Annotated in this window: 28 protein-coding genes and 1 other RNA gene; 7 read left to right on the top strand and 22 right to left on the bottom strand. The window is 61.5% G+C overall.

Translation table 11 applies throughout. The features are described from left to right. Window position 1: 1 nt before the first annotated feature. Window positions 2-355, bottom strand: a complete 354-nt coding sequence (locus ACF8MC_RS15035; protein ID WP_086556960.1) for a YraN family protein — start codon at window positions 353-355, stop codon at window positions 2-4. Then, entirely contained in the window at window positions 352-2,388 is a 2,037-nt protein-coding gene (locus ACF8MC_RS15030; RefSeq protein ID WP_041036809.1) for a penicillin-binding protein activator, read from the bottom strand. Before ACF8MC_RS15030 ends, ACF8MC_RS15035 begins: the two co-directional genes overlap by 4 nt. 62 nt (window positions 2,389-2,450) lie before the next feature. Between ACF8MC_RS15030 and rsmI the strand changes: the two genes are divergently transcribed. Together rsmI and rnpB are read left to right on the top strand one after the other, a co-directional pair. Beyond that, window positions 2,451-3,314, top strand: a complete 864-nt coding sequence (gene rsmI / locus ACF8MC_RS15025; RefSeq protein WP_004937108.1) for a 16S rRNA (cytidine(1402)-2'-O)-methyltransferase — start codon at window positions 2,451-2,453, stop codon at window positions 3,312-3,314. Between the two features lie 41 nt (window positions 3,315-3,355). Continuing rightward, window positions 3,356-3,733, top strand: an RNA gene (rnpB, locus tag ACF8MC_RS15020) — RNase P RNA component class A. Window positions 3,734-3,790: 57 nt separating this feature from the next. Here the strand turns inward: rnpB and ACF8MC_RS15015 are convergent. Then, window positions 3,791-4,492, bottom strand: coding sequence for a pirin family protein (locus ACF8MC_RS15015; protein WP_033636111.1), 702 nt, complete (start codon window positions 4,490-4,492; stop codon window positions 3,791-3,793). 107 nt (window positions 4,493-4,599) lie between these two features. Here ACF8MC_RS15015 and ACF8MC_RS15010 point away from each other — a divergent pair, with 107 nt between their 5' ends. Further along, entirely contained in the window at window positions 4,600-5,496 is an 897-nt protein-coding gene (locus tag ACF8MC_RS15010; RefSeq protein WP_004937113.1) for a LysR family transcriptional regulator, read from the top strand. Window positions 5,497-5,546: 50 nt separating this feature from the next. On the opposite strand, the gene ACF8MC_RS15005 is transcribed toward ACF8MC_RS15010, so the two are convergent. The 11 genes from ACF8MC_RS15005 to ACF8MC_RS14955 all read right to left on the bottom strand — a co-directional run bounded on the left by ACF8MC_RS15005 (window position 5,547) and on the right by ACF8MC_RS14955 (window position 13,079). Further along, complete coding sequence (locus ACF8MC_RS15005) at window positions 5,547-6,533, bottom strand: glutathione S-transferase family protein (protein WP_164105319.1); 987 nt, start codon at window positions 6,531-6,533, stop codon at window positions 5,547-5,549. A gap of 70 nt (window positions 6,534-6,603) precedes the next feature. Further along, window positions 6,604-6,999 (bottom strand): DoxX family protein, encoded by a 396-nt coding sequence (locus ACF8MC_RS15000; RefSeq protein WP_004937119.1) that lies wholly within the window; start codon window positions 6,997-6,999, stop codon window positions 6,604-6,606. Between the two features lie 294 nt (window positions 7,000-7,293). Then, window positions 7,294-7,581 carry a YqjK-like family protein gene (locus ACF8MC_RS14995; RefSeq protein ID WP_004937121.1) on the bottom strand — a complete coding sequence of 96 codons (288 nt, stop codon included), beginning with the start codon at window positions 7,579-7,581 and terminating at the stop codon, window positions 7,294-7,296. Continuing rightward, window positions 7,578-7,979 (bottom strand): phage holin family protein, encoded by a 402-nt coding sequence (locus ACF8MC_RS14990; protein ID WP_033636106.1) that lies wholly within the window; start codon window positions 7,977-7,979, stop codon window positions 7,578-7,580. Before ACF8MC_RS14990 ends, ACF8MC_RS14995 begins: the two co-directional genes overlap by 4 nt. Before the next feature lie 2 nt (window positions 7,980-7,981). Next, window positions 7,982-8,287, bottom strand: a complete 306-nt coding sequence (locus tag ACF8MC_RS14985; RefSeq protein WP_004937125.1) for a YqjD family protein — start codon at window positions 8,285-8,287, stop codon at window positions 7,982-7,984. 164 nt (window positions 8,288-8,451) lie between these two features. After that, on the bottom strand, window positions 8,452-8,823 hold the full coding sequence (locus ACF8MC_RS14980; protein ID WP_033636105.1) for a DUF1090 domain-containing protein: 372 nt from the start codon (window positions 8,821-8,823) through the stop codon (window positions 8,452-8,454). A 241-nt stretch (window positions 8,824-9,064) separates the two neighbouring features. After that, complete coding sequence (mzrA, locus tag ACF8MC_RS14975; protein WP_004937130.1) at window positions 9,065-9,439, bottom strand: EnvZ/OmpR regulon moderator MzrA; 375 nt, start codon at window positions 9,437-9,439, stop codon at window positions 9,065-9,067. Then, window positions 9,436-10,116 (bottom strand): DedA family protein, encoded by a 681-nt coding sequence (locus ACF8MC_RS14970; RefSeq protein ID WP_033636104.1) that lies wholly within the window; start codon window positions 10,114-10,116, stop codon window positions 9,436-9,438. The genes mzrA and ACF8MC_RS14970 overlap by 4 nt, the downstream gene beginning before the upstream one ends. A 135-nt stretch (window positions 10,117-10,251) precedes the next feature. Beyond that, window positions 10,252-10,698, bottom strand: coding sequence for a hypothetical protein (locus tag ACF8MC_RS14965; protein WP_033636103.1), 447 nt, complete (start codon window positions 10,696-10,698; stop codon window positions 10,252-10,254). Window positions 10,699-10,884: 186 nt separating this feature from the next. Further along, complete coding sequence (exuR, locus tag ACF8MC_RS14960) at window positions 10,885-11,661, bottom strand: transcriptional regulator ExuR (protein ID WP_033636102.1); 777 nt, start codon at window positions 11,659-11,661, stop codon at window positions 10,885-10,887. Between the two features lie 119 nt (window positions 11,662-11,780). Continuing rightward, window positions 11,781-13,079, bottom strand: coding sequence for an MFS transporter (locus tag ACF8MC_RS14955; protein WP_033636101.1), 1,299 nt, complete (start codon window positions 13,077-13,079; stop codon window positions 11,781-11,783). Between the two features lie 77 nt (window positions 13,080-13,156). Here ACF8MC_RS14955 and ACF8MC_RS14950 point away from each other — a divergent pair, with 77 nt between their 5' ends. The 3 genes from ACF8MC_RS14950 to ACF8MC_RS14940 all read left to right on the top strand — a co-directional run bounded on the left by ACF8MC_RS14950 (window position 13,157) and on the right by ACF8MC_RS14940 (window position 16,299). Continuing rightward, complete coding sequence (locus ACF8MC_RS14950; protein ID WP_164105318.1) at window positions 13,157-13,312, top strand: hypothetical protein; 156 nt, start codon at window positions 13,157-13,159, stop codon at window positions 13,310-13,312. A 66-nt stretch (window positions 13,313-13,378) separates the two neighbouring features. Then, on the top strand, window positions 13,379-14,791 hold the full coding sequence (gene uxaC, locus ACF8MC_RS14945) for a glucuronate isomerase (RefSeq protein WP_049196181.1): 1,413 nt from the start codon (window positions 13,379-13,381) through the stop codon (window positions 14,789-14,791). Between the two features lie 20 nt (window positions 14,792-14,811). Then, window positions 14,812-16,299 carry a UxaA family hydrolase gene (locus ACF8MC_RS14940; RefSeq protein ID WP_060424570.1) on the top strand — a complete coding sequence of 496 codons (1,488 nt, stop codon included), beginning with the start codon at window positions 14,812-14,814 and terminating at the stop codon, window positions 16,297-16,299. A gap of 54 nt (window positions 16,300-16,353) precedes the next feature. Here the strand turns inward: ACF8MC_RS14940 and sstT are convergent, their stop codons facing one another. The 7 genes from sstT to ACF8MC_RS14905 form a co-directional block, all read right to left on the bottom strand. After that, a complete protein-coding gene (gene sstT / locus ACF8MC_RS14935) occupies window positions 16,354-17,589 on the bottom strand; it encodes a serine/threonine transporter SstT (RefSeq protein WP_033649012.1) in 1,236 nt (411 codons plus the stop codon). Window positions 17,590-17,845: 256 nt separating this feature from the next. Further along, a complete protein-coding gene (locus ACF8MC_RS14930) occupies window positions 17,846-18,820 on the bottom strand; it encodes a TerC family protein (RefSeq protein ID WP_033649013.1) in 975 nt (324 codons plus the stop codon). Between the two features lie 252 nt (window positions 18,821-19,072). After that, a complete protein-coding gene (locus tag ACF8MC_RS14925; protein ID WP_164105317.1) occupies window positions 19,073-19,804 on the bottom strand; it encodes a glutamine amidotransferase in 732 nt (243 codons plus the stop codon). A 1-nt stretch (window position 19,805) separates the two neighbouring features. Further along, entirely contained in the window at window positions 19,806-20,786 is a 981-nt protein-coding gene (locus ACF8MC_RS14920; RefSeq protein WP_164105316.1) for a Gfo/Idh/MocA family protein, read from the bottom strand. 50 nt (window positions 20,787-20,836) lie between these two features. Further along, entirely contained in the window at window positions 20,837-21,349 is a 513-nt protein-coding gene (locus ACF8MC_RS14915; protein WP_033636094.1) for a M48 family metallopeptidase, read from the bottom strand. Further along, entirely contained in the window at window positions 21,342-21,665 is a 324-nt protein-coding gene (locus tag ACF8MC_RS14910) for a HigA family addiction module antitoxin (protein WP_033636093.1), read from the bottom strand. The genes ACF8MC_RS14915 and ACF8MC_RS14910 overlap by 8 nt, the downstream gene beginning before the upstream one ends. Before the next feature lie 14 nt (window positions 21,666-21,679). Further along, window positions 21,680-21,970 carry a type II toxin-antitoxin system RelE/ParE family toxin gene (locus ACF8MC_RS14905; protein WP_033636092.1) on the bottom strand — a complete coding sequence of 97 codons (291 nt, stop codon included), beginning with the start codon at window positions 21,968-21,970 and terminating at the stop codon, window positions 21,680-21,682. Window positions 21,971-22,201: 231 nt separating this feature from the next. Here ACF8MC_RS14905 and rlmG point away from each other — a divergent pair, with 231 nt between their 5' ends. Beyond that, the gene (gene rlmG, locus ACF8MC_RS14900; protein ID WP_033636091.1) at window positions 22,202-23,341 is read left to right on the top strand and encodes a 23S rRNA (guanine(1835)-N(2))-methyltransferase RlmG; all 1,140 of its coding nucleotides are present in this window, start codon (window positions 22,202-22,204) and stop codon (window positions 23,339-23,341) included. A 194-nt stretch (window positions 23,342-23,535) separates the two neighbouring features. On the opposite strand, the gene ACF8MC_RS14895 is transcribed toward rlmG, so the two are convergent. After that, window positions 23,536-25,557 carry an FAD-dependent oxidoreductase gene (locus ACF8MC_RS14895; protein WP_164105315.1) on the bottom strand — a complete coding sequence of 674 codons (2,022 nt, stop codon included), beginning with the start codon at window positions 25,555-25,557 and terminating at the stop codon, window positions 23,536-23,538. Between the last annotated feature and the right edge of the window lie 149 nt (window positions 25,558-25,706).

Raw genomic sequence — 25,706 nt, 5'->3', positions numbered from 1 at the left:
ATTAATCCGCATTGAAGGCGTTGGGTATCCATTCTAACTGGCTACCGGTAATGGCCAAAACATCAAAACGGCAAGATGATGTGTCAAAACTGGCTCCGCGCCCCGCCAGCCAGACGGCGGCGGCGTGCAGCAACCGCCGTTGTTTGCGAAAGGTGACGCTGGCGGCCGCGCCGCCGAAGGCGTCGTTGCGGCGGTAGCGCACTTCGACGAATACCCAGGTAGCGCCGTCGCGCATGATGAGGTCGAGCTCACCGCCGCGCACCGCGACGTTGGCGGCGCAGAAGGTGAGCCCGGCGTGTTCCAGGTGACGGCGGGCCAGTAACTCATAGCCCGCCCCTGAGGCGCGTGGGTTCAAGAGACCGGAACGACCGTGCCCTGACGGTATTGCAGCCAAGGCAGCTTACGGTTGATCACGCAGTTCGGCGACGCGCTCAGCATACCGGTGGTGCCGGAAACCTGGAAGCCCGGCAGCTGGCGCATTTCAGCAAAGTGGTTGGCCAATGTCCAGGCATCCATCCCCATCGCATACAGGCGCACCAACGAGTAGTCGTTGCGGAAGCGCGCGCTGGCCTGCTGCAACAGCTGAGGGTTTGAACCGGCCAGCAGCGGGATATCGCTGAACTGCAGGCCTTCCATTTCCAGACGGAAGTCCGGGCCGGCGCCTGCCTGGTAGCTGCGCGAGCTGGCGTACATCGCCGGCTTGCCGCGCGAGCTGGTGGCCATGTCGATCATCGGTTTGATCAGCGTCAGCTGAGACTGCGTGGCGACGATATACACCGCGTCGACGCCGCCGGTTGCGGCGGGCACGTCGCTCGGCGGCGCCGGAATGGTCAGCCCGGCGATGGTCACGCTCTGCGGCGCCGGGGCGCTCGACATCGGCGTGCCGGTCATGCGGATGCCGCCGCTGTTCACCATCTGGCGCAGCTCGCCGGCGGAGCCGATGTCCTGACGCAGCACGGTTTGCCCGCCTTGCTTCTGCCATTCCTGGTTAAAAGCCTTGGCGACGCGATCGCCGAAGGCGCCACGCGGCACCAGCAGCAGCGGTTGACGCTTCTGCTGTTCCCAGATGTGGCGAGCGGCGTCGCGCGCTTCATCTTCCGGCGACAGGGCGAAGTAACAGATGTTCAGGTTGTCCTTCGGCGTTTCCGGCTGGTTGAGCGCCAGCACGTTCAGCGTAGTGGTGCTGGCGGACAACTGATCGACGTTCTCTTTCAGCAGCGGCCCGACCACCAGGGTGGCGCCATCCTGCTGGGCCTGGCTCAGCAAGGCGGCCAGCGGCTGGCTGGTGGTGTCGTACACTTTGACCTGCGCGTTGGCGGCCTGCGGCGGCGTTATCGGCGCGCTGGACGGCGCAGCGGGTTGCGCGGCGGTCACGGCAGGCTGGCTCTCTTGCGCCGAAGGGCTGACCGCGCCGTTGGCGTTGATGTCACCCGTGGCGGCCTGATCGGCCGGCGCCGTTTGGGCCGGTGCGCTGGCCGGTGGCGCGGCTTGAGGCTGCGGCGCCGGCATGGAACCGCCGTTTTTCGCCGCTTCGAAGCCTTGCTGGATGGCGTCGGCGAACACTTTCGCCTGGCCGTTCAACGGCAGCAGCAGGGCGATTTTCGAGGTGGAGGCCTGGGTGAAGTTCAGCACCTGGTTCAGGCGAGCCGGCAGCGTTTTGGCCGCCGGGTTCTTCGGATAACGGTTCTGCCAGTCTTTGATGCCGGCCTTCAGCAGATCGGGATCCTGCTTGTTGTCCTGATAGACGCGCAGCAGATCCAGCCAGCCTTGCAGCACGTTCTCGTCGGCGTTGATCACCAGGCTGTTCATCTCCTGCGGCGTCAGCTGCAGCAGCGCCTGCCAGGTCTGATCCAGGTTGTCCTGATGCGGTTTGCCGGTCAGCAACGGCTCCTGAGCGATATAGGCGCGGATCAACGGCAGCGACGCTTTGCCCTGATTGGCGGCGATCTGCGCCTGGTAGTAGCGCACCTTCTGATTCGGCGACAGCGAACCGCTGTCCAGGTGGCCCAGCGTGCTGCGGGCGCTGACGTAGCTCTTGTTGGCGATCTGCAGTTCGGCGGTCAGCAACTGGCGTTCAGTCTGCTGCGCGCCGCTGAGGTTTTTCGGCAGCTGATTCAACTGGTCGCCGGCCTGCGGCAGTTTTCCTTCACGCAGCAAGGCGCGAATAGCAAGTAATTGCCAGTCAGCCTTGTTATCATCGCTGCTTTGCTGCAACTGCTGCAGGTAGTAATCGGAGCTGGCGCTCGCTTCGTCCTGTATATTGGCGGGCGGCGTTTGCGGGGCCCGACTTGGACAGCCTGCCAGGAAAAGGGCGGCCGCGATGACTGCGGTAAGTCGGACAGGCTTGGAACGCCCTGCTTTGGTACGAACGAATGTTGAGGAAAGCATACTGTATCCAGTGATGTTTTTTTCAAGATGCTCAATATTAAATCGGCAACCCGGATGAAACAATGAATCAACACCAACAATCAGTCATTTCTGCATCAACGCTGTATGTGGTGCCCACCCCAATCGGCAATCTGGGCGATATCACCCACCGTGCGTTAGAGGTACTGAAAAGCGTTGATCTGATCGCGGCGGAAGACACGCGCCATACCGGATTGCTGCTGCAACACTTCGCGATCAACGCGCGTCTGTTCGCGCTGCATGACCACAACGAACAGCAAAAGGCCGATCAACTGCTGGCGAAACTGCAGGAGGGCCAGAGCATCGCGCTGGTGTCCGACGCCGGCACGCCGCTGATCAACGATCCCGGTTATCACCTGGTGCGCCGCTGCCGCGAGGCCGGCATTCGCGTGGTGCCGTTGCCGGGCGCCTGCGCCGCCACCACCGCGCTGTGCGCCGCGGGCGTCGCTTCCGACCGTTTCTGCTACGAGGGCTTCCTGCCGGCGAAAACCAAGGGGCGCAAGGATACGCTGATGGCGCTGGCGGAGGAACCGCGCACGCTGATTTTCTACGAGTCCACTCACCGCCTGCTGGAAAGCCTGCAGGACATGGTCACCGTCTGGGGGCCGCAGCGCTATGTGGTGCTGGCGCGCGAGCTGACCAAAACCTGGGAGTCCATCCACGGCGCGCCGGTGGGCGAGCTGCTGGCGTGGGTGCAGGAAGACGAAGTGCGCCGCCGCGGCGAGATGGTGCTGATCGTCGAAGGCCACAAGGCGCAGGAGGATGCGCTGCCGCTCGAGGCGCTGCGCACGCTGGCGCTGCTGCAAAAAGAGCTGCCGCTGAAAAAGGCGGCGGCGCTGGCGGCGGAAATCCACGGCGTGAAGAAAAATGCGCTGTATAAGCACGCGCTGGAGCAACAACAGCCGTAAAGCGGTTGACCTGCCGCCGCCGCGACGCTACTATCCGCGCCGGAGTTGACCAGACAGTCGCCGCTTCATTGCCGTCCTCTTCGGGGAGACAGATGGAGGGGAGGAAAGTCCGGGCTCCATAGGGCAGGGTGCCAGGTAACGCCTGGGAGGCGCAAGCCTACGACTAGTGCAACAGAGAGCAAACCGCCGATGGCCCGCGCAAGCGGGATCAGGTAAGGGTGAAAGGGTGCGGTAAGAGCGCACCGCGCGGCTGGCAACAGTTCGTGGCACGGTAAACTCCACCCGGAGCAAGGCCAAATAGGGGTTCACATGGTACGGCCCGTACTGAACCCGGGTAGGCTGCTTGAGCCAGTGAGCGATTGCTGGCCTAGAGGAATGACTGTCCACGACAGAACCCGGCTTACCGGTCAACTCCCTCGACAAAAGAAAACCCCGCGCAACGCCAGTTGCGCGGGGTTTTTCGTTTTCCGGCCGGCTTACACCGGCAGGTCAATCAGCAGTGCGCGCAGCGGCGTCTCGGCGCGGATCGTCAGGCGATTCTCCTCGCGCACGAAGGCGCCGTCGCCGCAGGTCAGGCGTTGTTCTTCGTGGCGCTCGCCGGTGGCGGCGATGGTGCCGTGAATCGACTGCAAATAGGCGCGCGGCCCGTTAATCGTCAGCGTTTGTTCTTCGCCCGGCTGCAGATCGAGATGGTGGATCCAAACCTGCTGGCGCAGCTGCAGGCTGCCCTGCGCGCCGTCCGGCGAGGCCAGCAGCAGGTTGCCCGCCGCCGGCAGCGTCAGGCGCTGCACCCGCTCGTTGTTGCGTTCCGGGCAGGCGTCCAGCCACAGCTGCAGGCGAGTCAGCGGCGTATCGCTGCTGACGTTCTGTTCGCTGTAGCTCAGGCTCGGCTGGGTGGCCAGCAGCAGCGCTTCACCGGCTTTGGCGCGCGCGGTGTTGCCGTCGCTGTCGCGGTATTCCGCCTCGCCCTGCAGGATCAGGTTCAGGATATCCACGCTGGGATAGGTGCGCGGCTGGAACGACGCGCCCGGCGCCAGCACCTCCTGATTCAGCACCCGCAGCGACGCGTAGCCCATCAGTTTGGGATCGAAGTAGTGACCAAAGGAAAAGGTGTAGCGAGCCTGCAGCCAACCAAAGTCAGCTTGCCCGCATTGTTGTGCTGTTCTGCATGTGATCATGGCAATCGGCTCTCTAAATTCATTATCCAAATGGTAAGCATCTGGACGTCGGATTGTTAGCCAGTTAATCTGGTCGGCATATTCAAATTTCCTGACAGAGGGATGTGATGGCCAGAGATCGGGCGCTCACGCTTGAGGCGCTGAGAGTGATGGACGCGATCGACCGGCGCGGCAGCTTCGCCGCGGCCGCCGACGAATTGGGCCGGGTGCCGTCGGCGCTCAGTTACACCATGCAAAAATTGGAAGAAGAATTGGACGTGGTGCTGTTCGACCGTTCGGGCCACCGCACCAAGTTCACCAACGTGGGGCGCATGTTGCTGGAGCGCGGGCGGGTGCTGCTGGAAGCGGCCGACAAGCTGACCACCGACGCCGAAGCGCTGGCGCGCGGTTGGGAAACCCACCTGACCATCGTCAGCGAAGCGCTGTCGCCGCCGAGCCTGCTGTTTCCGCTGGTGGACAAGCTGGCGCTGAAGGCCAACACCCAGGTGTCGATTTTCACCGAGGTGCTGGCGGGCGCCTGGGAACGGCTGGAGCAGGGGCGCGCCGACATCGTGATCGCGCCGGACATGCACTTCCGCGCGTCGTCGGAGATCAACACCCGCAAACTGTACAAGGTGATGAGCGTTTATGTCGCCGCGCCGGATCACCCGATCCACCAGGAGCCGGAGCCGTTGTCCGAGGTGACCCGCGTGAAGTACCGCGGCATCGCGGTGGCGGATACCGCCCGCGAGCGCCCGGTGTTGACCGTACAGCTGCTGGATAAACAACAGCGCCTGACGGTGAGCACCATCGAAGACAAACGCCTGGCGCTGCTGGCCGGGCTGGGGGTGGCGACCATGCCGTACCCGATGGTGGAGAAAGATATCGAAGCCGGGCGGCTGCGCGTGGTGGGGCCGGAATACAGCCGCGAAGCCGATATCATCATGGCCTGGCGGCGCGACAGCATGGGGGAGGCGAAGGCCTGGTTCCTGCGCGAAATTCCGCGCCTGTTCGCACAGCGTTAACGCCGGTTGGATGACATCCCCTTGCCGGGCGGCAAGGGGATTTTTTTGCCTTAGCCGAAGCGCCGATCGCGGCCGTGCGGCTCGTCCAGATCCTGCGCCGGCCCGATGGAAATGATGCCGTGCGGGTTGATGGTGGCGTGGCTGCGGTAGTAGTGGTTGCGAATGTGCGGCAGGCTGACCGTCTCGGCGATGCCCGGCATCTGGTAGATGTCGCGCAGGAAACCGTACAGGTTCAGGTAGTCGCTGATGCGGTGTTTGTCGCACTTGAAGTGGGTGACGTACACCGGGTCGAAGCGCACCAGCGTGGTCCACAGACGCAGATCGGCTTCGGTCAGCCGATCGCCGGTCAGGTAGCGGTGCTGCCCCAGGATCTGCTCCAGGCGTTCGAGCGCGCTGAAGACCCCGCTGACCGCGTCGTCATACGCTTCCTGGCTGGTGGCGAAACCGGCCTTGTACACGCCGTTGTTCACTTGATCGTAAATCCAACCGTTCAGCTCATCGATTTTGCCGCGCAGATCGGCCGGGTAGTAATCGCCCGCGCGGGCGCCCACGCCGTCAAACGCGCTGTTGAACATGCGGATGATATCGGCGGATTCGTTGCTGACGATGGTTTGCCGCTGTTTATCCCACAGCACCGGCACGGTTACGCGCCCGCTGTAGTGCGGATCGGCCCGCAGGTAGATTTGGTACAGGAAATCGGCGTGATACAGCGGATCGCCGGTGGTTTCAGGAAAATCCTGGCCGAAGGTCCAGCCGTTTTCCAGCATCAGCGGGTGCACCACCGAGACCGGAATGATCTGCTCCAGCCCTTTCAGTTTGCGCATCAGCAGCGTGCGGTGCGCCCAGGGGCAGGCGAGAGAAACGTACAGGTGATAACGGCCCGCTTCGGCCTGGAAGCCGCCCGCGCCGTGTTCGCCCGGCTGACCGTCGGCGGTCACCCAATTGCGAAACTGAGCGGTTGAACGTTTGAAACGGCCGCCGGTAGATTTGGTGTCATACCAGATGTCTTGCCAAACGCCATCGACGAGTTGTCCCATGGGAGTCTCCTTGGTGTCCGAGTGAAAAGCGACAGGGCCCGGCATGCCGGGCCCTGAATGACAGTTTAGATTACCATTTCTTGTTCAGAAGACGGTCGATGCTAAAGCCGCCAGGGCCTGCGACCGCCAACACGATGAAGCCGCCGGCGATGGTCAGGTTTTTCATGAACATCAGCTGGTTTACGCCTTCCGCAAAGTCAGTGTGGAACAGCAGCGCGGTCAGAATGGTGAAACCGGCAGTGAACAGCGCCACGGTGCGGGTCAGGAAGCCGAACAGGATCGCCAGACCGCCGCCAAATTCCAGCAGGATGGTCAGCGGCAGCAAGAAGCCAGGCACGCCCATCGATTGCATGTACTGTTGGGTACCGGCATAAGCGTCACCCATTTTGCCGTAGCCTGCCACGATAAACAGGATTGGCATCAGAATACGAGCAACCAACAAACCTGTATCTTCTAATTTTTTCATCATCTACTCCAACGTGTTTTTGTGTGCCTGTTCGGCGGTAGTCATATCAACGGGCGGTATATTGGGTCTCTCACCCTGTTCGGCCCATATCGTATTGATGGAGTGAATGTTAAGCGGGAAGTGCTCAGGTTGTTAGCAAGTAAAACTGTCGTAATTTTTCAAAAAATCTGAATCTTTAGCGTGCTAATAAACTGACGCTTGTCAGCAGGTTGCCCGGCCCTCGGGATAAGCAGCGCTGTTTTAGGGGGAAAACGAGGGCGGAGCAACAGGATGTTTGAAGGAAAAGCGCGGGGCTTACTTGGCGGAGAAGGTCTTTTTAAACAGGCGGATAGCGCTCCAGGCGCCGAAAGCGCGGCGCGACCAGCGGATCATCTTGCTGGGGTGGCGGATGCCGTACAGCGCCATGACGCTGGAACCGAGCACCAGATAGCGGCGCAGGCCAAACACCGTCTGCCAGCCGCGGTCGATGCGTTCGGTCTTTTCCAGCCATAAAGACTTGTGTTCGGCCAGATCCAGACGCTGTTGCTGGATCTGGCGAATCAGCCTCTCTTTTTTCCATTCCAGATAGCGGCGGCGGCTCATGGCTCGCGCTCCAGTTCGGCACGATCGAGTTCCAGCTGCTTGCGCGTGGCGCCGAGCAGCGTGGTGCGACGGGCCTTGACCAGCGTCCAAATGGTGCCGACCACGGCCAGGAACAGCAGCACGCCGGTCGTGGCACCCAGCGCCATCAGCCGATAGACCGGATCGATGGCCCAGAAGATCAGGATCAGCAGGCTCATCAAACCGAAGGCGGTGAACAGCAGCGTCATACCGGCCATGATCAGCAGCTGAATGAGGTTGGCTTTCTCCTCTTCCAGCTCGACCACCGCCAGCCGGACACGGGTTTCCACCATGCCGACCAGGATCGTGATGATGCGCTGACCGATATCCAGGACCCCTTTAGCGGGGCCCTGCGCGCGCACTTGCGGTTGTTCAGCCATGATTAACGACGCGCGAGCAGCACGCCCAACACCACGCCGACCGCCGCGCCGATGCCGATGCCGGTCCACGGGTTGTCGCGCACATAGTCGTCGGCCTGGCCGGCGATCTGCTTGGTTTGCGAAGCGAGCTTGTCACCGGCGTCGCTCAGGCGAGCGCGGGTCTCTTTCAGCGCGCCTTCCGCCTTCGAGCGCAGCTTCTCCAGCTCGGCTTTCGGCTTGTCGGTAGAGGAGTTCAGCACTTCCTCCAGCGTATCGGCTAAGGACTTCAGTTCAGCGCGTAAGTTTTCTGCATTTGAATCATGTGCCATGTGATTATTCCTTAACGTTTATTTCGACAGACTTTTAACATAGCGGATTTTTTCGCCGGAGCAAAGGGGTGATGGCCAGCAGATAACACCAGGCATCAATCCCATATGCTTAATAAATCCCGTGTGATGGGGCTCTCATCGATAAATCCGCTGGTACAAAAAAATTATTCCGCCTGAGCGCGTTTCAGCTCAGCCTGCGCTTCCGCCAGCTTCTGCTGCTTCTTGGCGACCTTGTCCAGCTTGCCGGTTTGCTGCGCTTCTTTCAGCTCCTGCCGGCGCTCGTCGACCTTGCGCTGTTTCTCCGCGATATTTTTCTGGCGTTCGGCCTGCAGGCCGGCTTCGGTGCAGTGAGTCTGCACTTCGCTCAGCGCTTTTTTCAGCCCGTCCACGCGGTGGGTGTTGCCGTGCTGGGTGGCATAGTCGATTTGCTGCTGGATGTCTTGCGCTTTGGCGGCGCAGCCGCCCTCAGCGGCCGAAGCGAGGGCCGGCAGCGTGCAGAGTGGCAGCAGCAGTAACAGTGAATGGCGTAATTTCATCTTTCAGTTCCTTTTCATGGGATGCCTGAACAGGCACCCGCTTTCCTGACTGCCGAAGGCGGCAGCGCGAGAGGAGGGCGTTCATCGCCGGCTGAAGTTACCCTTCAGCATAGTCATGAAACCGGCGCGCCCCCAAAGAATCAGCCGTGACTCGGTGCTGACTGATTAATTCTTGAGCTAATCGGTGCGAATGAAAATGAAAATAATGCAATGAAAGGAAACCCCTTCATATGAAGGGGGATTATCCCAGATTGAGTGGGGAACGCGCAAATTCGCGTACCCAATGCGACGGCACGGGGGATTCGCTCAACGCGATGTGGTAACCGGGCGGCAGGATGGTTTGCAGCGCTTCGCGCGCCAGCAACTGCTGCTCCGGCGAATCCAGACGGATGACCAGGCCATCGCCTTCCGGCGTGATGCTTTTGATGCGGATGCCGCGCTCATCCAGGCGCTGGTAGACGTAAAAACCGTCGGGCAGCGACAGCCCTTGCTGGCTGGCGCGAATGCGCAGCTCGCTCTCGGTGCGCACCATGCAGGGCACCAACAGCGTCGCCAACGCCAGCAGGGCGAGCGCGATCATCAGGACGTATTGCCAGCGCGGGCGCTTTGCTGTCACGCCCCTTTCCCCGGGTTCTGGCCGCTGGCGCGTTTCTTGCGCCACAGCACGATCAACGAGCCGATCAACCCGACCACCAGCAATACCAGCGGCAACATCATCAGGCAGAACATCAGCTGATCTTCATACTTGCGGAACACCGGGGTTTTGCCCAGCGCGAAGCCCAGCGTCGTCAGGATCAAGACCCACAGCAGGCCGCTCATCCAGTTGAAGAACTGGAAGCGCGCGTTGCTCAGGCCGGACAGGCCGGCGATGGTCGGCAGCAGGGTGCGCACGAAGGCCAGGAAGCGGCCGACCAGCAGGGCGGAAAGCCCGTGGCGGTGGAACAGGTTGTGAGCGCGTTGATGGTAGTGGGCCGGCAGGTGCGAAAGCCAGCCTTGCACCGTTCGCGTATTGCCGAGCCACCGGCCCTGTATGTAGCTGACCCAGCATCCCAGGCTGGCGGCGACGGTCAGTATGACGATGGTCAGCGGGAAGCCCATGGTGCCTTTGGCGATCAGCACGCCGACCAGGATCAGCAGGCTGTCACCCGGCAGGAAAGCGGCCGGCAGCAGGCCGTTTTCCAAAAACAGAATCATGAACAGCAGGATGTAGAGGGTCCACACCAACGAAGGGTTCGCCAGCGTCTCAAAATCCTGCTGCCACAGGGCATGTATCAGTTCTTTAATGATGTCCATCCGGTGTTCCTAAAACGTCATTGTTTATTTTTATCTCAGCGGCGGAACGGGCGTGGGCTGAAAGCGCGCGGCGATCCTGAATGCTGATAACGATGAAACGGCGTTGCTTTAAGGTTTTTAGCGGTGCGACACCGGTCATAGGTGATAAGTCAGCGTGCCACGGTACTGCATGTTACTTTCTTTCCAGCCGGCCTGCCGACTCTGTTGCCTGGAGGCGTCCAGCATCCAGTCGACCTGGGCAAGCCGGTTGGGAGCCGGAGTGTCCTGGCGGGGGAAGCGAATTCGGTAGCCCGGCTCTGCGGCCAAGGTATAGACCGGCGCCGGCAGGGAGGATGCGAGCAGCGAACCGGGGAAAGAGTGCGCTCTGGGCAGCAGCAGCGGCAACTTGCCGGGGGCTTTGCGGCGCGCTTCGGCCGGTGCCCGATACACATGATCATAGGGGGAAAGCGCCGGCTCCGCCAGCAGCGGCAGGCTGCTCAGCGCGCTGGGGGTTGGCTTGGGTGACGCCACGCATAGCTGTTGGCCGGAGACCGAACCGGTCCAGCAAAAAACAGCAATCAGCATGGCAAACAACCAGCGCATTTATTCGCGTCCCGCCCCCGCAGCAATGGGTAAAAAAGTGGGCTAACTCTACCAAAATAGCACGATTGGCAACAGGGAAATCTACGTTGCCGACGGTGAAATAGTACACGGCAAACGGCGGTTCCGGCATCGATTCAGCGGATTTTACATTACCTGACATAAGCCGACGGTTTTTGACCGCCGTGGCTATTTCGGTTCGTGGCTCACGCCATCCAGATGCACCACCGGATTCTCGGCGAACAGATAGCGGTCGGCATTGTATTCGAAATCGTCGCTGGTGGCGTTGAACAGCATCTGCTTGGTGTTTTCCAGGTGTTGCCACATCGCCAGTTTGGCGGCGTAAGGATCTTTGCGCATCAGCGCCTTGAGGATCTGATCGTGATCGTCGCACCAGCTGGCGATCGAACGTTCGTCGATATGTTCGTGCAGTTTCTTCCAGTAAGGGTTGTTGACCCGCTGCACCCACATTTTTTCCACGATGGTGGCCATGGCGGTGTTCTGGGTGGCCAGCGCCACCTGCACGTGGAACTTCAGATCCCACTGCGAGTCGCGAAAGCGATCCTCTTTGCGGGCGTGCTCCTGGATCTCCATCAGCTGCACGATATCTTGCTTGGTCACCTGGGTGGCGGCGAATTCGGCGATGTTGCTTTCGATCAGCTGGCGCGCCTGCAGCAGCTCAAACGGGCCGGCGGTGGCGAACTCGATGCTGTCGCCCGGCACCACCAGGTGTTTTTGCTGGTTGGACACCACGTGGATCCCGGATCCCTTGCGCACGTCCACATAGCCTTCCACTTCCAGCATGATGATCGCTTCGCGCACCACGGTGCGGCTGACATTCATCTCTTCGGCGATGTATCGCTCGGCCGGCAGCTTGTCGCCCACCGGGTAGCGGCCGCTTTCGATGCGTTGTTTAAGCTCGGCGGCCAGTTGCTGATACAGGCGTCTGGTTTCAGTGAATTCCATAGTGAATGCTCTATACGGTGCGGTGGGAAGGGGCGCGTGGCCATCGGATTTGTTATACCACTTATTCGGCACCGCTGCCAGAGGAGCAGAAGGCCCGGCGCGGGGGCCGGGCGACGGGATCAGCTGCGCGCCGGAGACGGCTGCAGCGCGGCCGGTTGCGCTTCGGCGGCCGGGCGGTTTTGCAGCACCGTCCAGATGACGATGGCGCCGAGAATATCGAAGACCGACAGCGCGGCGAACAGCGGGCTGAAGCCGAGAGTGTCCGCCAGGGCGCCGACCACCAGCGCGAACAGCGTGCTGGCGGTCCAGGCCGCCATGCCGGTCAGGCCGTTGGCGGTCGCCACCTCATTGCGGCCGAACACGTCGGAAGAGAGGGTGATCAGCGCGCCGGACAGCGCCTGATGGGCGAAGCCGCCGACGCACAACAGCGCAATAGCCGCGTAAGGGCTGGTGAACAGGCCAATCATGCCGGGGCCGATCATCAACACCGCCCCCATCGTCACCACCAGCTTGCGCGAGACGATCAGATTGACCTTGAAATACTTCTGGAACAGCGGCGGCAGGTAGCCGCCGACGATGCAGCCGAGATCGGCGAACAGCATCGGCATCCAGGCGAACATGGCGATCTCTTTCAGGTTAAAACCGTAGGCCTTGAACATGAACAGCGGGATCCAGGCGTTGAAGGTGCCCCAGGCCGGTTCCGCCAGAAAGCGCGGCAGCGCGATGCCCCAGAACTGGCGGTTGCGCACGATCTGCCAGGCGGACATTTTTTTTGCGTTAGAGGTCTGGTGCTGCGCTTCCTGGCCTTCGAGGATGTAACGGCGTTCTTCCTGGCTCAGTTTCTTCTGATCTTTCGGGTGCTTGTAGAACAGCAGCCAGCAGATGGCCCAGATCAGGCTCAGCACGCCGGTGATGATGAACGCCATCTCCCAGCTGTGCGCCACGATGGCCCATACCACCAGCGGCGGGGCGATCATGCCGCCGATCGACGAACCCACGTTGAAATAGCCGACGGCGATCGAACGCTCTTTGGCCGGAAACCACTCGCTGCTGGCCTTCAGCCCGGCGGGGATCATCGCCGCCTCGGCCATGCCGACCGCGCCGCGCGCCAGCGCCAGGCCGCCCCAACTGTTGGCCAGCGCGGTGCCCATACAGAACAGCGCCCACAGAATGGCGAACATGGCGTAGCCGACCTTGGTGCCCAGCACGTCCAGCACATAGCCCGCCACCGGCTGCATCACGGTGTAGCAGGCGGAGTAGGCAGCGACGATGTAGGAATACTGCTGGGTGGTGATGTGCAGCGTATCTTCCAGCGTCGGCGCCGCCACGGCGATGGCGTTGCGGGTCAGGTAACCCAGCACGGTGCCGACGGTCACCAGCCCGATCATGTACCAGCGTAACCCTTTAATTTTACGCATCCGAAATGTCTCCCCGTTTGAAGGTATGGCCGACGATGCGGCTGGCGAGACAATAACCTGTCATACAGGTTTAAAAGTTGAGTGATATCACAAAAGGAATTATTCGCCTGAGCGATACTGTCGCCGATGAAATAGCGCATTTATGGCGCAAGTTTGCCGTAAAAACGAGCAGAAAAGGATTAAGGGACAGCAAAACGGCAGGCGTCGAGAAAAATTTGCTGGACGCTCATTAAAATTGGTGTGATAACTTTTGTAATTCGATCCCCATGCCGCACGGCAAGTAAGGTAAGGAGCCCGAGATGGCGACGTTTTTGAGCGAAGATTTCCTGCTGGACAGCGAATTTGCCCGGCGTTTGTATCATGACTACGCGGCGGACCAGCCGATTTTCGATTACCACTGCCATTTGCCGCCGCAGCAGATCGCGGAGAATACCCGCTTCAGCAACCTGTACGATATCTGGCTGCGGGGCGATCACTATAAATGGCGGGCGATGCGCACCAACGGCGTGGCGGAGCGGCTGTGCACCGGCGATGCGGGCGATCGCGAGAAATTCGACGCCTGGGCCGCCACGGTGCCGCACACCATCGGCAATCCGCTCTATCACTGGACGCATCTGGAGCTGCGCCGGCCGTTCGGCATCACCGGAACGCTGCTGTCGCCGGCCACGGCGGATGAGATCTGGCAGCGCGGCAATGCGCTGCTGGCGCAGGATGAGTTTCGCGCGCGCGGCATCATGCGGCAGATGAACGTGAAAATGGTCGGCACCACCGACGATCCGATCGACGATCTGCGCCACCATCGGGCGATCGCCGACGATCACAGCTTCGATATCAAGGTGTTGCCGAGCTGGCGGCCGGACAAGGCCTTCGCCATCGATGCGCCTGGCTTCAACGACTATCTGCGGCAGCTGGAGGCGGCGGCGGACACCGCCATCGGCCGCTTCAGCGCGCTGTGCGACGCGCTGTACAAGCGCATGGATCACTTCGCCGCCCACGGTTGCAAGGTGGCCGATCATGCGCTGGACGTGGTGGTGTTCGGCGAGGCCGACGAAGCGGCGCTGGATGCGATCCTGCTGCGCCGCCTGAACGGCGAGCTGCCGACCCCGGAACAGAACGCCCAGTTCAAAAGCGCAGTGCTGCTGTTCCTGGCCGGCGAATACCGGCGCCGCGGCTGGGTGCAGCAGTACCATATCGGCGCGCTGCGCAATAACAACAGCCGCATGCTGGCCTCCGTCGGGCCGGATATCGGCTTCGACTCGATCAACGATCGGCCGCTGGCGGAGCCGCTGTCGCGGCTGCTGGATGCCCAGGCGCGGCAGGGCGGCCTGCCGAAAACCATTCTCTATTGCCTCAACCCGCGCGATAACGAAGTGATCGGCACCATGATCGGCAATTTCCAGGGGGAAGGCACGCCGGGCAAGATGCAGTTCGGCTCCGGCTGGTGGTTCAACGATCAGAAGGACGGCATGCAGCGCCAAATGACGCAGCTGGCGCAGCTCGGGTTGCTGAGCCGCTTCGTCGGCATGCTGACCGACAGTCGCAGCTTCCTGTCATATACGCGGCATGAATACTTCCGCCGCATTCTTTGCCAGATGATCGGCCGCTGGGTGACGGACGGCGAAGCGCCGGCGGATCTCGCGCTGCTGGGCGAGATGGTGAAAAACATCTGTTTCGACAACGCCAAAAACTATTTCGCCATTGAACTGGCGTAGCCGTTATCCGGGACCGGTTTATGCAAAGTACGATAAAGATTCACGAGCAGGATAACGTGGCGGTGGCGCTGCGCGATCTGGCCGCCGGAGAAACGGTTGAGCTGGACGGGGAGCGCGTTCAACTGGCGCAGCCGGTGGCGCGCGGGCACAAGTTTGCGCTCGGCCCGATCGCAAAGGGCGAGGACATCATCAAATATGGCCAGCCGATCGGCCACGCGCTCGCGGCCATCGGGCCCGGGGAACATATTCATTCGCAAAACGCCAAAACCAACCTGAGCGATCTGGACAGCTACCGTTACCAGCCGCAGTTCCCGGCGTTGCCGCCGCAGGCGGCGGATCGCGAGGTGCAGCTGTACCGCCGGGCCGGCGGCGACGTGGGGATCCGCAACGAACTGTGGATCGTGCCGACCGTCGGCTGCGTCAACGGCATCGCCCGCCAGATCCAGCAGCGCTTTTTGCAGCAAACGCAGGCGGAGGGGATCGACGGCGTGCATCTGTTCAGCCATCCGTTCGGTTGCTCGCAGTTGGGACAGGATCATGCCAACACCCGCATCATGCTGCAAAACATGGCGCGCCATCCCAACGCCGGCGCGGTGCTGGTGATCGGGCTGGGGTGCGAGAACAATCAAGTGGAGGCCTTTCGCGCCACGCTGGGGATGGCGGACGAGCGGCGGCTGCGCTTTATGGTGTGCCAACAGCAGGACGACGAGGTGGAGGCCGGGCTGGGGCTGCTGCACGAGCTGTACCGTGAGATGCGCCACGATCGCCGCGAGCCGGGCCGCCTGAGCGAGCTGAAGTTCGGCCTTGAGTGCGGCGGTTCGGACGGATTGTCGGGCATTACCGCCAACCCGCTGCTGGGACGGTTTTCCGATTATGTGATCGCCAATGGCGGCACCACGGTGCTGACCGAAGTGCCGGAGATGTTCGGCGCCGAGCGCATCCTGATGAGCCGCTGCCGCGATGGGGAGACTTTCGACAAAACCGTCGACATGATCAACGATTTCAAACGCTATTTCATCGCCCATCAACAGCCGATATACGAGAACCCGTCGCCGGGCAACAAGGCCGGCGGCATTACCACGCTGGAAGAGAAATCGCTCGGCTGCACCCAAAAAGCGGGCCTGAGCCAGGTGGTGGACGTGCTGAAATACGGCGAGCGGCTGCGCGTGCCGGGGTTGAATCTGCTCAGCGCGCCGGGCAACGACGCGGTGGCGACCAGCGCGCTGGCCGGCGCCGGCTGCCATATGGTGCTGTTCAGCACCGGGCGCGGCACGCCGTACGGCGGCTTTGTGCCGACGGTGAAGCTGGCCACCAACAGCGAGCTGGCGGCGAAGAAACCGCACTGGATCGATTTCGACGCCGGCGGTCTGGTTCACGGGGTGGCGATGGAGACCTTGCTCGGCCGCTTCGTCGATCTGATCGTCGAGATCGCCAACGGCCGTCCGGCGCGCAATGAAGCCAACGATTTCCGCGAGCTGGCGATCTTTAAAAGCGGAGTGACGCTGTAAGGCTGACAAAAAAGGCGCTCGAAAGAGCGCCTTTGCAATGCAGCCAGGGTGGGATTAACGCACCTTCAGCGGGTCTTCGTTCGCCAGCCGCTGGTCTTCCGCCTGGCAGGCCGCGGCGGTGAACAGCACGTCGGTGGAGGAGTTGAGGGCCGTTTCCGCCGAATCCTGCAGCACGCCGATGATAAAGCCGACCGCTACCACCTGCATCGCCACGTCGTTCGGAATGCCGAACATGTTGCACGCCAGCGGGATCAGCAGCAGCGAGCCGCCGGCCACGCCGGAGGCGCCGCAGGCGCAGAGGGCGGCCACCACGCTCAGCAGCAGGGCGGTCGGAACGTCCACCGCGATGCCCAGCGTGTTTACCGCCGCCAGCGTCAGTACGGTGATGGTGATCGCCGCGCCGGCCATATTGATGGTCGCGCCCAACGGGATGGAAACCGAGTAGGTGTCCTCATTCAGGTTCAGCTTCTTGCACAGCTCCATGTTCACCGGGATGTTGGCGGCCGAGCTGCGGGTGAAGAAGGCGGTTACGCCGCTCTCGCGCAGGCAGGCGAACACCAGCGGATACGGATTGCGGCGGATCTTCCAGTAAACGATCAGCGGGTTGAGCACCAGCGCCACCAGCAGCATGCAGCCGATTAACACCATCAGCAATTGGGCGTAGCCCCACAGCGCGCCGAAACCGGTTTCCGCCAGCGTGGAAGCCACCAGGCCGAAGATGCCGAGCGGCGCACAGCGGATCACCGCGCGCACCACCAGCGTGACCGCATGGGACATGTCGTTGATCAGCCCCTTGGTGGTTTCGGAAGCGTGGCGCAGCGCCAGCCCCAGCCCGACGGCCCACGCCAGAATACCGATGTAGTTGGCGTTAATCAGCGCATGGAACGGGTTGGCCACCACGCTCATCAACAGGCCCTTCATCACCTCCACAATGCCGCCCGGCGGGGTAATGTCCGTCGCGCCGGTGCTCAGCGCCAGCGTGGAAGGGAAGATAAAGCTGACGACGACCGCCACCAGCGCCGCGGCGAAGGTGCCCAGCAGGTAGAGGAACAGGATCGGGCGAATGTTGGTCTTCTGCCCCTGTTTATGGTTGGCGATCGAGGCCATCACCAACACCAGCACCAGCACCGGCGCCACCGCCTTCAGCGCGCCGACGAACAGGGAACCGAGCAGGCCAACGGCGGAGGCCGCCGCCGGCGAAACCAGCGCCAACAGAATGCCGGCCACCAGGCCGACCATGATTTGTTTGACCAGGCTACCCTGCGTGATCTTTTGTAGTAGTTTTTGCATAGTGCTTTCTTCCTGATGTTATCTGGCCGCCGCGGCGGGAACGACGCCGGGTGGCTTTATATGATTCTGTAACTAAGTGTGTTTGCCGAATCAGTATTCAGCAATCGAATGATGTTGGAAAGAGGCGAAGGTGAAATTCTAAGCGCGGATCAACACTTGATAACATACTGGTTACATTTGTGTGATCGCAATAACGTTTGGCGTTTTGGGGGAATTGCCAAACAATCACGGGGCGACTAGCGCCCCGGATAACAGATTATGGTTGTTTATTCGCCAGGCGATCGTTGCGACGGTTGACCCAGGCGTTAATCAGCAAGGTGAGCGTCAGGATGCCCGCCACCACGCCCAGCGATACGCCGATCGGGATGTGGAAGAAGTCGATAATCAGCATCTTGATGCCGATAAACACCAGGATCACCGAGAGGCCGTATTTCAGCATCGAGAAACGCTCCGCCACGTTGGCCAGCAGGAAGTACATGGCGCGCAGGCCCATGATGGCGAACAGGTTGGAGGTCAGGACGATGAACGGGTCAGTGGTCACGGCGAAGATCGCCGGAATGCTGTCCACCGCGAAGATCACGTCGCTCAGCTCTACCAGGATCAGCACCAGCACCAGCGGGGTGGCGAACAGGATGCCGTTGCGGCGCACGAAGAAGCGCTCGCCTTCCAGGTTGTCGGTCATGCGCAGGTGGCTGCGCAGCCATTTCACCAGCGGCTTGTCGCCGATCGCCGAGTCATCTTCCTTCGCCAGCGCCATTTTGATACCGGTGAACAGCAGGAAGGCGCCGAACAGATACAGCAGCCACTGGAATTGGCTGACCAGCCAGCTGCCGGCGAAGATCATGATGGTACGCAGCACGATCGCCCCCAGCACGCCGTAGATCAGCACCCGCCGCTGCAGGTTGGCCGGCACGGCGAAGTAGCTGAACAGCATCAGCCAGACGAACACGTTATCCACCGCCAGCGCTTTTTCGATCAGGTAGCCGGTGAGGAAGGCCAGCGCCTGGGTATCGGCGACGGCGCGCCCGGCGGTTTCATTCAGGTAGTACCAGAAACCGAAATTGAACAGCAGGGAGAGGCTGACCCACACCAGCGACCAGCTGGCGGCCTGCTTCATAGACATGGTGTGCGCGCCTTTACGGCCCTGCAACAGGAGATCGATTGCGAGCATCACGACTATGACGGCGGCGAAGCTGCCCCATAACCACGGTGTGCCAACGGAATTCATCATCAGAGGTATCCTTCAAAAACAAAAACGGCCAACGTCGGAAGACGCCAGCCGCTCTGTGAACGCTGCAAGCAAACCTCGCCTTCCGGCAAGGTCTCACTTACAACGTTGATGAAGGTGGTTACACCTTTGACATCAGGTTGCCCGGTAACCGGATGCTTGCGCATCGTAATGACGATTGACCGGCAATGAAGTTACTCCCCTTTGCAGAGCAGAAAGTAATGCAAAATGTGTCGGCGGTCAACGTGAATCGCGTTAGCCGGCCATCGCTTTTTGCGCGCCGAGGCTGACGACGAATCCCTGCAGCAGCAGGCGGCTGAACGGCGTGTCGCTAACCTGTTGTTGTTGCTGTTGATAGCGGGCTTGCTGCTCGGGATGCAGTTCGCCGAGCCACTGCAGATACTGGCTCATCACCGCGCCGTTGAATTCCGGGTGGAACTGGGTGGTCAGAGCGTGATCGCCATAGCGCAGGATCTGGTGCGCGTCCTGCTGCGAACGCGCCAGCGTCTGCGCGCCGGCGGGCGGCGTCAGCACGCTCTGCGAGTGGATAAGATTGGCCTTGAATCGCGGCGGCAGCAGGGTGAGCCGCCGATCGTCGGCCGCGGCGGGCAGCAGTTCGATCTCCAGCGTGCCGACCTCCATGCCCTGCGGGTGATAGCCCACTTCGCCGCCGAGCGCGTAGGCCAACAGCTGGTGGCCGTAGCAGACGCCGAACAGCGGCAGTTTGATCGCCATCGCCTGACGCAGCCATTCGGCGGCCGCCTCGCTCCACGGCAGCCGTTCGGTCACCATCGCCGGCGAGCCGGTGATGACCACGCCGCAATAGGCGGCCGGCGGCAACGGCCGGTCGCCGGCGGGCAGATGCACGATGTGCGCGCGTTCGGCGTCGATGTTGCCCTGTTGCAGGAACATGCTATCAAAGTTGGCCAATTCCTGACGAATGGCCTGCGGCGCGTCGCCGGTTTGCATCACGAGCAGCGGTTTCATCTCATTCTCCGTCGGCGGGGAAGACGACGCCGGTCTGGCGGCGGATGTCGGTCAGCAGGCGGGCGACGATCAGCGAATTCTCCAGCCCCGGATGTTCCACCTGACGCTGCTCAACCCGCTCGGCGAAGGCCAGCGCTTCATACAGCATGGTGTTGATGTGCTGAGTCTGGCTCAGGTCCTGCCGGTTGCCGCCGCGCGGCGTCAGCGCCACGCCCTGACACTCGGAAATCTTGTCGATAATCAGCGTGCCTTCTTCCCCCTGGATCTCGCTGGGGATCGCCGAGTCGCTGACCTTGGAATGGGAAAGCGTGACGTCGAAATCGCCGTAGTTCAGGCAGACGGTGCCGTGGGCGTCCACGCCAGTATCCAGCAGCGTGGCGCTGGCCAGCACCGACTGCGGCGCACCGAACAGCGCCACCGCGCTGGCCAGGCAGTAGTAGCCGATGTCCATGATCGAGCCGTTGGAAAACTGCGGGTTAAAGGTGTTGGGATTCTCGCCGGCGAGATAGCGCGGATAGCGCGAAGAGTATTGGCAATAGTTGATAAAGGCTTTGCGCAGCCGGCCGACTTTAGGCAATACCTGCTGCAGCGCCAGGAAATTCGGCAGATAGGCGCTTTTGAACGCCTCGAACAGCACCACCTGGTTTTCCCGCGCGCAGGCGACCAGCTGTTCCGCTTCGCGCTGGTTGGAGGCCAGCGGTTTTTCGCAGATCACGTGCTTTTTATGGCGCAGGAACAGCAGCGATTGCGAGCAGTGCAGGGAGTTGGGGCTGGCGATATACACCGCGTCTATGGCGTCAGACTGCGCCATCGCCTCGAGCGAGTCGAAAAACTGCGTGACCTGATAGTTGGCGCCAAACGCCTGCGCCTGTTCCAGCGAGCGTGAATACACGGCGCTCAGCTTGAGTTTGCCGCTTTCATGGGCGGCATCGATAAAACGTTCCGTAATCCAGTTGGTGCCGACGACGGCAAAGCGAATCATGGCGAGCTCCGGTCCAGGCCTAAAACCGCAGATTATCACGCCCTCACTCGCTATGCATACAGCTCGCCGAACAGCGAAAGGTGCGTCAGATACAGCCGGGTATCGAACTCCAGCTGGTGGTAATCCGGCTCCATATGGCAGCACAGGCTGTAGAACGCCTTGTTGTGATCTTTCTCTTTCAGGTGCGCCAGCTCATGCACCACGATCATGCGCAAAAAGGGTTCGGGCGCGACCTTGAACACCGTCGCCACGCGGATTTCCGCCTTGGCCTTCAGTTTGCCGCCCTGCACGCGCGAGATGGCGGTGTGCAGGCCAAGCGCGTGCTTCATGACGTGGATCTTGCTGTCGTAGGCCACCTTGCTCAGCGGCTGGGCGTTGCGCAGATACTGGTTTTTCAGATCTACGGTAAACTGATACAGCGACTTGTCGGTGGTGCAGCCGTGCACCTGCGGGTAGCGCTGCAGCAGCACGTCTCCCAGCCGGTTTTGATGGATCAGTTGCTGCACCTGGCTTTGCAGATGCGTTGGGTAGCCTTGCAGGTAGGCGAGTTCGGTGTCATGCATGAGTGATATTGCGCCCCAGTATTTCTTTGATTGGCCGCAGCCGCACACGCTGCGCATCGGACTGTCTGGCTTCCCAGCGATCGTGTGCCGCCTGCAGGTTTAGCCAAAAGTCAGCGGTCGTTTCGAACAGATCGGCAAACAGATTGGCCTCGGCAACGCTCATGCGTCGATGCCCATTGCACAGGCGATTGACGGTGGCGCGGGTGACGCCCAATACCTTTGCCAATTCCTCCTGGCCGATGCCTAGCGGCGTTAAATATTCTTCCTGCAGCACTTCTCCCACCGTGGTGGGTTCGCGAGTCGTGGTTTCCAACATAGGTTCCCCCTCGTTCAGGTATCTTGGTGAGGATCGAGGTAAATTTTTTCAGCGGCATCATGCCGCCACTGGAACATCAGCCGCCAGTGCATATTGACGCGCAGGCTTGACCACCCCTGAAATGGCCCGGATAGCCGTTTGTAATAGTTACCCGTTGGGTGATGCAAATCACGCTCTTGCTGCGCGGCGGCCAACATATCGAGTTTTCTGGCCAACTGCCGCTCGAGCGCACCGGGGATCAGACGGCTGCGTCTGCCTCCCAGATAGAACTGCTCCAGATAGCGATCGCGGAAAGATTTAATCATGCTTTCCCCCCTTCCATAGGGACTGGCAGTGTAACATTTAAAGTTACACCCCATCAGGTTAAAAAAACGTCGACATGGGTGCTCGGGAGGGAAAGGTTAATGTTGTTGAAGGAGAAAAGGAGCGCGGGTTTTCAGATACGCGGCGCAATACGCAATTTATCCGAAAAAACATTTTACTGACGGGCGTTTTTAGGGGATAAACAGCCCAAATTTTATCAGTCAGGAGGGGCAATGAGCCAACTCGATCTGGGAACACAGCAACTTGAGCTGGAGCGTTATCCCCAACAGGAAGAATCCACCCAACTGCAGGCGTGGGAAGCGGCGGACGAATATCTGCTGCAACAGCTTGAAAACGTAGATATCGGCGGCCGTCCGGTGCTGATTTTCAACGATAACTTCGGCACCCTGGCCTGTGCGCTGCACGCGCATCGTCCTTACAGCGTCAGCGACTCCTACATGAGCCAGCTGGCGACGCGCCACAACCTCAAGCTCAACGGGCTGGATCCCGAGCAGGTTACGCTGCTGGACAGCCTGGCCGAGCTGCCGGCGGCGCCGGCGGTGGTGTTGATTCGCGTGCCGAAGGCGCTGGCGCTGCTGGAGCAGCAGCTGCGCGCGCTGCGCCACGTCGTGACCGAAGACACGCTGATCGTCGCCGGCGCCAAGGCGCGCGACGTGCACACCTCGACGATGCAGCTGTTTGAAAAGGTGCTGGGCCCGACGCGCACCAGCCTGGCGTGGAAGAAAGCGCGCCTGATCTTCTGCCAGGCGGCGGACATCGTCCCGCCGGCGGCGGCGGAAACCACCGACTGGCCGCTGGACGGCACCGATTGGCTTATCCATAACCACGCCAACGTCTTCTCGCGCGGCAGCCTGGATATCGGCGCGCGCCTGTTTATGGAGCATCTGCCGCGCGGCCTGAACGGCCATATCGTCGATCTGGGCTGCGGCAACGGCGTGATTGGCCTGACGGCGCTGGCGCAAAACCCGGAAGCGCAGGTGACCTTCGTCGATGAATCTTACATGGCGGTGGCCTCCAGCGAACTGAACGTGGAGCACAACCTGCCGCAAGAGCTGGATCGTTGCCAGTTTGAGGTGAACAACGCGCTGGCGGGCATCGAGCGCGAAAGCGTGCAGGCGGTGCTGTGCAACCCGCCGTTCCACCAGCAGCACGCCATTACCGATCACACCGCCTGGCAGATGTTCTGCGACGCCAAGCGCTGTCTGCAGGTGGGCGGCGAATTGCGCATCGTCGGCAACCGCCACCTCGACTATCACCAGAAGCTCAAGCGTCTGTTCGGCAACTGCACGCTGGTGGCCTCGAACAAGAAGTTCGTGATCTTGAGAGCGGTGAAATCCGGCGCGCGTCGCTGAGCGTGAATAACAAGGGGCGCTGTGCGCCCCTCATGCTGTTGACAAAGGGGGGAAAAAGCGTGGTTTTTCCCCCTTTGTGGTTATCAGCCGAAAATCAATAAATTGATTTTCCTTGTTTTCTATTCGCTGCTCTCTGCCACCCGGCATGGGGATGAGGTTTATCATCAATGTCAGGGGCGCTGTGCGCCCCTTTTTTACAGCGCCATCGCCAGCCGCGTCCCCTGATCGATCGCGCGGCGGGCGTCCAGCTCGGCGGCCACGTCGGCGCCGCCGATCAGATGCACGGTTTTCCCCATCGCCAGCAGCGGCTGCTGCAGCTCGCGGCGCGGTTCCTGCCCGGCGCAGATGACCACCGTGTCCACCGGCAGGCAGCTGTCCTGCTCGGCGCGGGTGATGTGCAGCCCTTCGTCGTCGATCAGCCGATAGCTGACGCTGTTGAGCATCTTCACGCCGCGCATCGCCAGGCTGGCGCGATGGATCCAACCGGTGGTTTTCCCCAGGCCTTCACCCACTTTGCTGGTTTTGCGCTGCAACAGGTAGATTTGCCGCGCGGCGCGCGGTGCCTGTGGCCCTTGCGCCGCCAGCCCGCCGCGCTGCTCAAGGCGGCCGTCGATGCCCCATTCGCGGTTGAATTCCGCCTGATCCAGGCTGCTGGACACGCCGTGCTGGCTGAGGTACTCGGCGGTGTCGAAGCCGATGCCGCCGGCGCCGACGATCGCCACCCGCTGGCCGACCGGTTTTTTATCGCGCAGCACGTCCAGATAGCTCAGCACCTTGGCGTGGCCGATGCCGGGGATGTCCGGGGTGCGCGGCACGATGCCGCAGGCGAGGATCACTTCGTCGAATTCGCTTAAATCCGCCGCCTCGACCTTGACGCCCAGCCTGACCGTCACTTCGCGCAGCGCCAGCTGGCGACGGAAGTAACGCAGGGTTTCATGGAATTCTTCCTTGCCGGGGATCTGCTTGGCGATGTTGAACTGGCCGCCGATCTGCTCGGCGGCGTCGAACAGCGTCACCTGATGGCCTCGGCTGGCGGCGGTGGTGGCGAAGGCCAGCCCGGCGGGGCCGGCGCCGATCACCGCCAGTTTTTTCGGTTTCTCCGCCATCGTCAGCGGCATTTCGGTTTCGCGGCAGGCGCGCGGGTTGACCAGACAGGAAGTCAGCTTGCCTTCAAAGATCTGGTCGAGACAGGCCTGGTTGCAACCGATGCAGGTATTGATCTCGTCGGCGCGCCCCTCGGCGGCTTTCTGCACAAAGGCGGCGTCGGCGAGGAACGGACGCGCCATCGACACCATGTCGGCGCAGCCGTCCGCCAGCACTTGCTCGGCCACCGCCGGATCGTTGATGCGGTTGGTGGTGATCAGCGGGATGCCGACCTTGCCCATCAGCTTGCGGGTCACCCAGCTGAATCCGGCGCGCGGCACCATGGTGGCGATGGTCGGGATGCGCGCTTCGTGCCAGCCGATGCCGGTATTGATGATCGTGGCGCCCGCCTGTTCGACCGCCAGCGCCAGCTGTTCGATCTCCTGCCAGCTGGAGCCGTCTTCCACCAGATCGAGCATCGACAGCCGGTAGATCAGAATGAATTCCGGGCCCACGGCCTGGCGCACTGCCCTGACGGTCTCGACGGCGAAGCGCATGCGGTTGGTGAAGCTGCCGCCCCATTGGTCGTCGCGCTGATTGGTGCGCGTCGTCAAGAATTGGTTGATCAGATAGCCTTCGGATCCCATCACTTCCACGCCGTCGTAGCCGGCCTGCTGCGCCAGCGCCGCGCAGCGGGCGAAGTCGGCGATGGTCTGCTCGATCTCCGCTTCGCTGAGCGCGCTCGGCGTAAACGGGTTGATCGGCGCCTGCAGGGCGGAAGGGGCGACCAGCTTGGGTTGATAGCTGTAGCGGCCGGTGTGCAGGATCTGCAGCGCAATTTTGCCGCCCGCCCGGTGGACGGCTTCGGTCACCGGGCGGTGGTGAGGCAATTGCTCCTCGCTGTTGAGGATCGAACCGCCGCGAAAAACCACGCCCTGTTCGTTCGGGGCGATGCCGCCGGTGACGATCAGCGCCACGCCGGCGGCGGCGCGCTCGGCATAGAACGCGGCCAGGCGCTGCGGGCCGTCGGGCAGCTCTTCCAGGCCGGTATGCATCGATCCCATCAGCACCCGGTTTTTCAGGGTAGTGAAGCCGAGATCCAGCGGCGCCAGCAGGTGAGGGTAATTGCTCATTGCACTCTCCATCGGGTGAAATCGGGGCCCGTTGTTATAATTATGTGAACACAAGTGGTCGGATGAGATAAATCTAGCCGTTGTCGCGCCGCTTGGGAATCTGCGTTGCGCCGAATGTGATAGACGTCATGAATCTCAGACACTGTTTG

Origin of the sequence: Serratia sp. LACPHL-BACT-2024-00286 (assembly GCF_043109535.1) — a bacterium.
Classification (GTDB): domain Bacteria; phylum Pseudomonadota; class Gammaproteobacteria; order Enterobacterales; family Enterobacteriaceae; genus Serratia; species Serratia sarumanii.
The sequence above is the reverse complement of the archived record's forward strand: the minus strand, read 5'-3'. Positions and strand labels throughout refer to the sequence as shown.

What these genes read in the sequence shown, in the direction of transcription:
- ACF8MC_RS15010 (WP_004937113.1), top strand. Translation starts at nt 4,600, where the DNA reads ATGGCCAGAGATCGGGCGCTCACGCTTGAGGCGCTGAGAGTGATGGAC.
- ACF8MC_RS14925 (WP_164105317.1), bottom strand. Translation starts at nt 19,804, where the DNA reads ATGAAACCGCTGCTCGTGATGCAAACCGGCGACGCGCCGCAGGCCATT.
- rsmI (WP_004937108.1), top strand. Translation starts at nt 2,451, where the DNA reads ATGAATCAACACCAACAATCAGTCATTTCTGCATCAACGCTGTATGTG.
- ACF8MC_RS14910 (WP_033636093.1), bottom strand. Translation starts at nt 21,665, where the DNA reads ATGTTGGAAACCACGACTCGCGAACCCACCACGGTGGGAGAAGTGCTG.
- ACF8MC_RS14995 (WP_004937121.1), bottom strand. Translation starts at nt 7,581, where the DNA reads ATGAGCCGCCGCCGCTATCTGGAATGGAAAAAAGAGAGGCTGATTCGC.
- exuR (WP_033636102.1), bottom strand. Translation starts at nt 11,661, where the DNA reads ATGGAATTCACTGAAACCAGACGCCTGTATCAGCAACTGGCCGCCGAG.
- ACF8MC_RS14895 (WP_164105315.1), bottom strand. Translation starts at nt 25,557, where the DNA reads ATGAGCAATTACCCTCACCTGCTGGCGCCGCTGGATCTCGGCTTCACT.
- rlmG (WP_033636091.1), top strand. Translation starts at nt 22,202, where the DNA reads ATGAGCCAACTCGATCTGGGAACACAGCAACTTGAGCTGGAGCGTTAT.
- ACF8MC_RS14940 (WP_060424570.1), top strand. Translation starts at nt 14,812, where the DNA reads ATGCAAAGTACGATAAAGATTCACGAGCAGGATAACGTGGCGGTGGCG.
- ACF8MC_RS14990 (WP_033636106.1), bottom strand. Translation starts at nt 7,979, where the DNA reads ATGGCTGAACAACCGCAAGTGCGCGCGCAGGGCCCCGCTAAAGGGGTC.
- ACF8MC_RS15005 (WP_164105319.1), bottom strand. Translation starts at nt 6,533, where the DNA reads ATGGGACAACTCGTCGATGGCGTTTGGCAAGACATCTGGTATGACACC.
- ACF8MC_RS14905 (WP_033636092.1), bottom strand. Translation starts at nt 21,970, where the DNA reads ATGATTAAATCTTTCCGCGATCGCTATCTGGAGCAGTTCTATCTGGGA.
- ACF8MC_RS15000 (WP_004937119.1), bottom strand. Translation starts at nt 6,999, where the DNA reads ATGAAAAAATTAGAAGATACAGGTTTGTTGGTTGCTCGTATTCTGATG.
- ACF8MC_RS14955 (WP_033636101.1), bottom strand. Translation starts at nt 13,079, where the DNA reads ATGCGTAAAATTAAAGGGTTACGCTGGTACATGATCGGGCTGGTGACC.
- ACF8MC_RS15015 (WP_033636111.1), bottom strand. Translation starts at nt 4,492, where the DNA reads ATGATCACATGCAGAACAGCACAACAATGCGGGCAAGCTGACTTTGGT.
- ACF8MC_RS14930 (WP_033649013.1), bottom strand. Translation starts at nt 18,820, where the DNA reads ATGATGAATTCCGTTGGCACACCGTGGTTATGGGGCAGCTTCGCCGCC.
- uxaC (WP_049196181.1), top strand. Translation starts at nt 13,379, where the DNA reads ATGGCGACGTTTTTGAGCGAAGATTTCCTGCTGGACAGCGAATTTGCC.
- ACF8MC_RS14920 (WP_164105316.1), bottom strand. Translation starts at nt 20,786, where the DNA reads ATGATTCGCTTTGCCGTCGTCGGCACCAACTGGATTACGGAACGTTTT.
- sstT (WP_033649012.1), bottom strand. Translation starts at nt 17,589, where the DNA reads ATGCAAAAACTACTACAAAAGATCACGCAGGGTAGCCTGGTCAAACAA.
- ACF8MC_RS14970 (WP_033636104.1), bottom strand. Translation starts at nt 10,116, where the DNA reads ATGGACATCATTAAAGAACTGATACATGCCCTGTGGCAGCAGGATTTT.
- ACF8MC_RS14985 (WP_004937125.1), bottom strand. Translation starts at nt 8,287, where the DNA reads ATGGCACATGATTCAAATGCAGAAAACTTACGCGCTGAACTGAAGTCC.
- ACF8MC_RS14980 (WP_033636105.1), bottom strand. Translation starts at nt 8,823, where the DNA reads ATGAAATTACGCCATTCACTGTTACTGCTGCTGCCACTCTGCACGCTG.
- ACF8MC_RS14965 (WP_033636103.1), bottom strand. Translation starts at nt 10,698, where the DNA reads ATGCGCTGGTTGTTTGCCATGCTGATTGCTGTTTTTTGCTGGACCGGT.
- ACF8MC_RS15030 (WP_041036809.1), bottom strand. Translation starts at nt 2,388, where the DNA reads ATGCTTTCCTCAACATTCGTTCGTACCAAAGCAGGGCGTTCCAAGCCT.
- ACF8MC_RS14915 (WP_033636094.1), bottom strand. Translation starts at nt 21,349, where the DNA reads ATGCATGACACCGAACTCGCCTACCTGCAAGGCTACCCAACGCATCTG.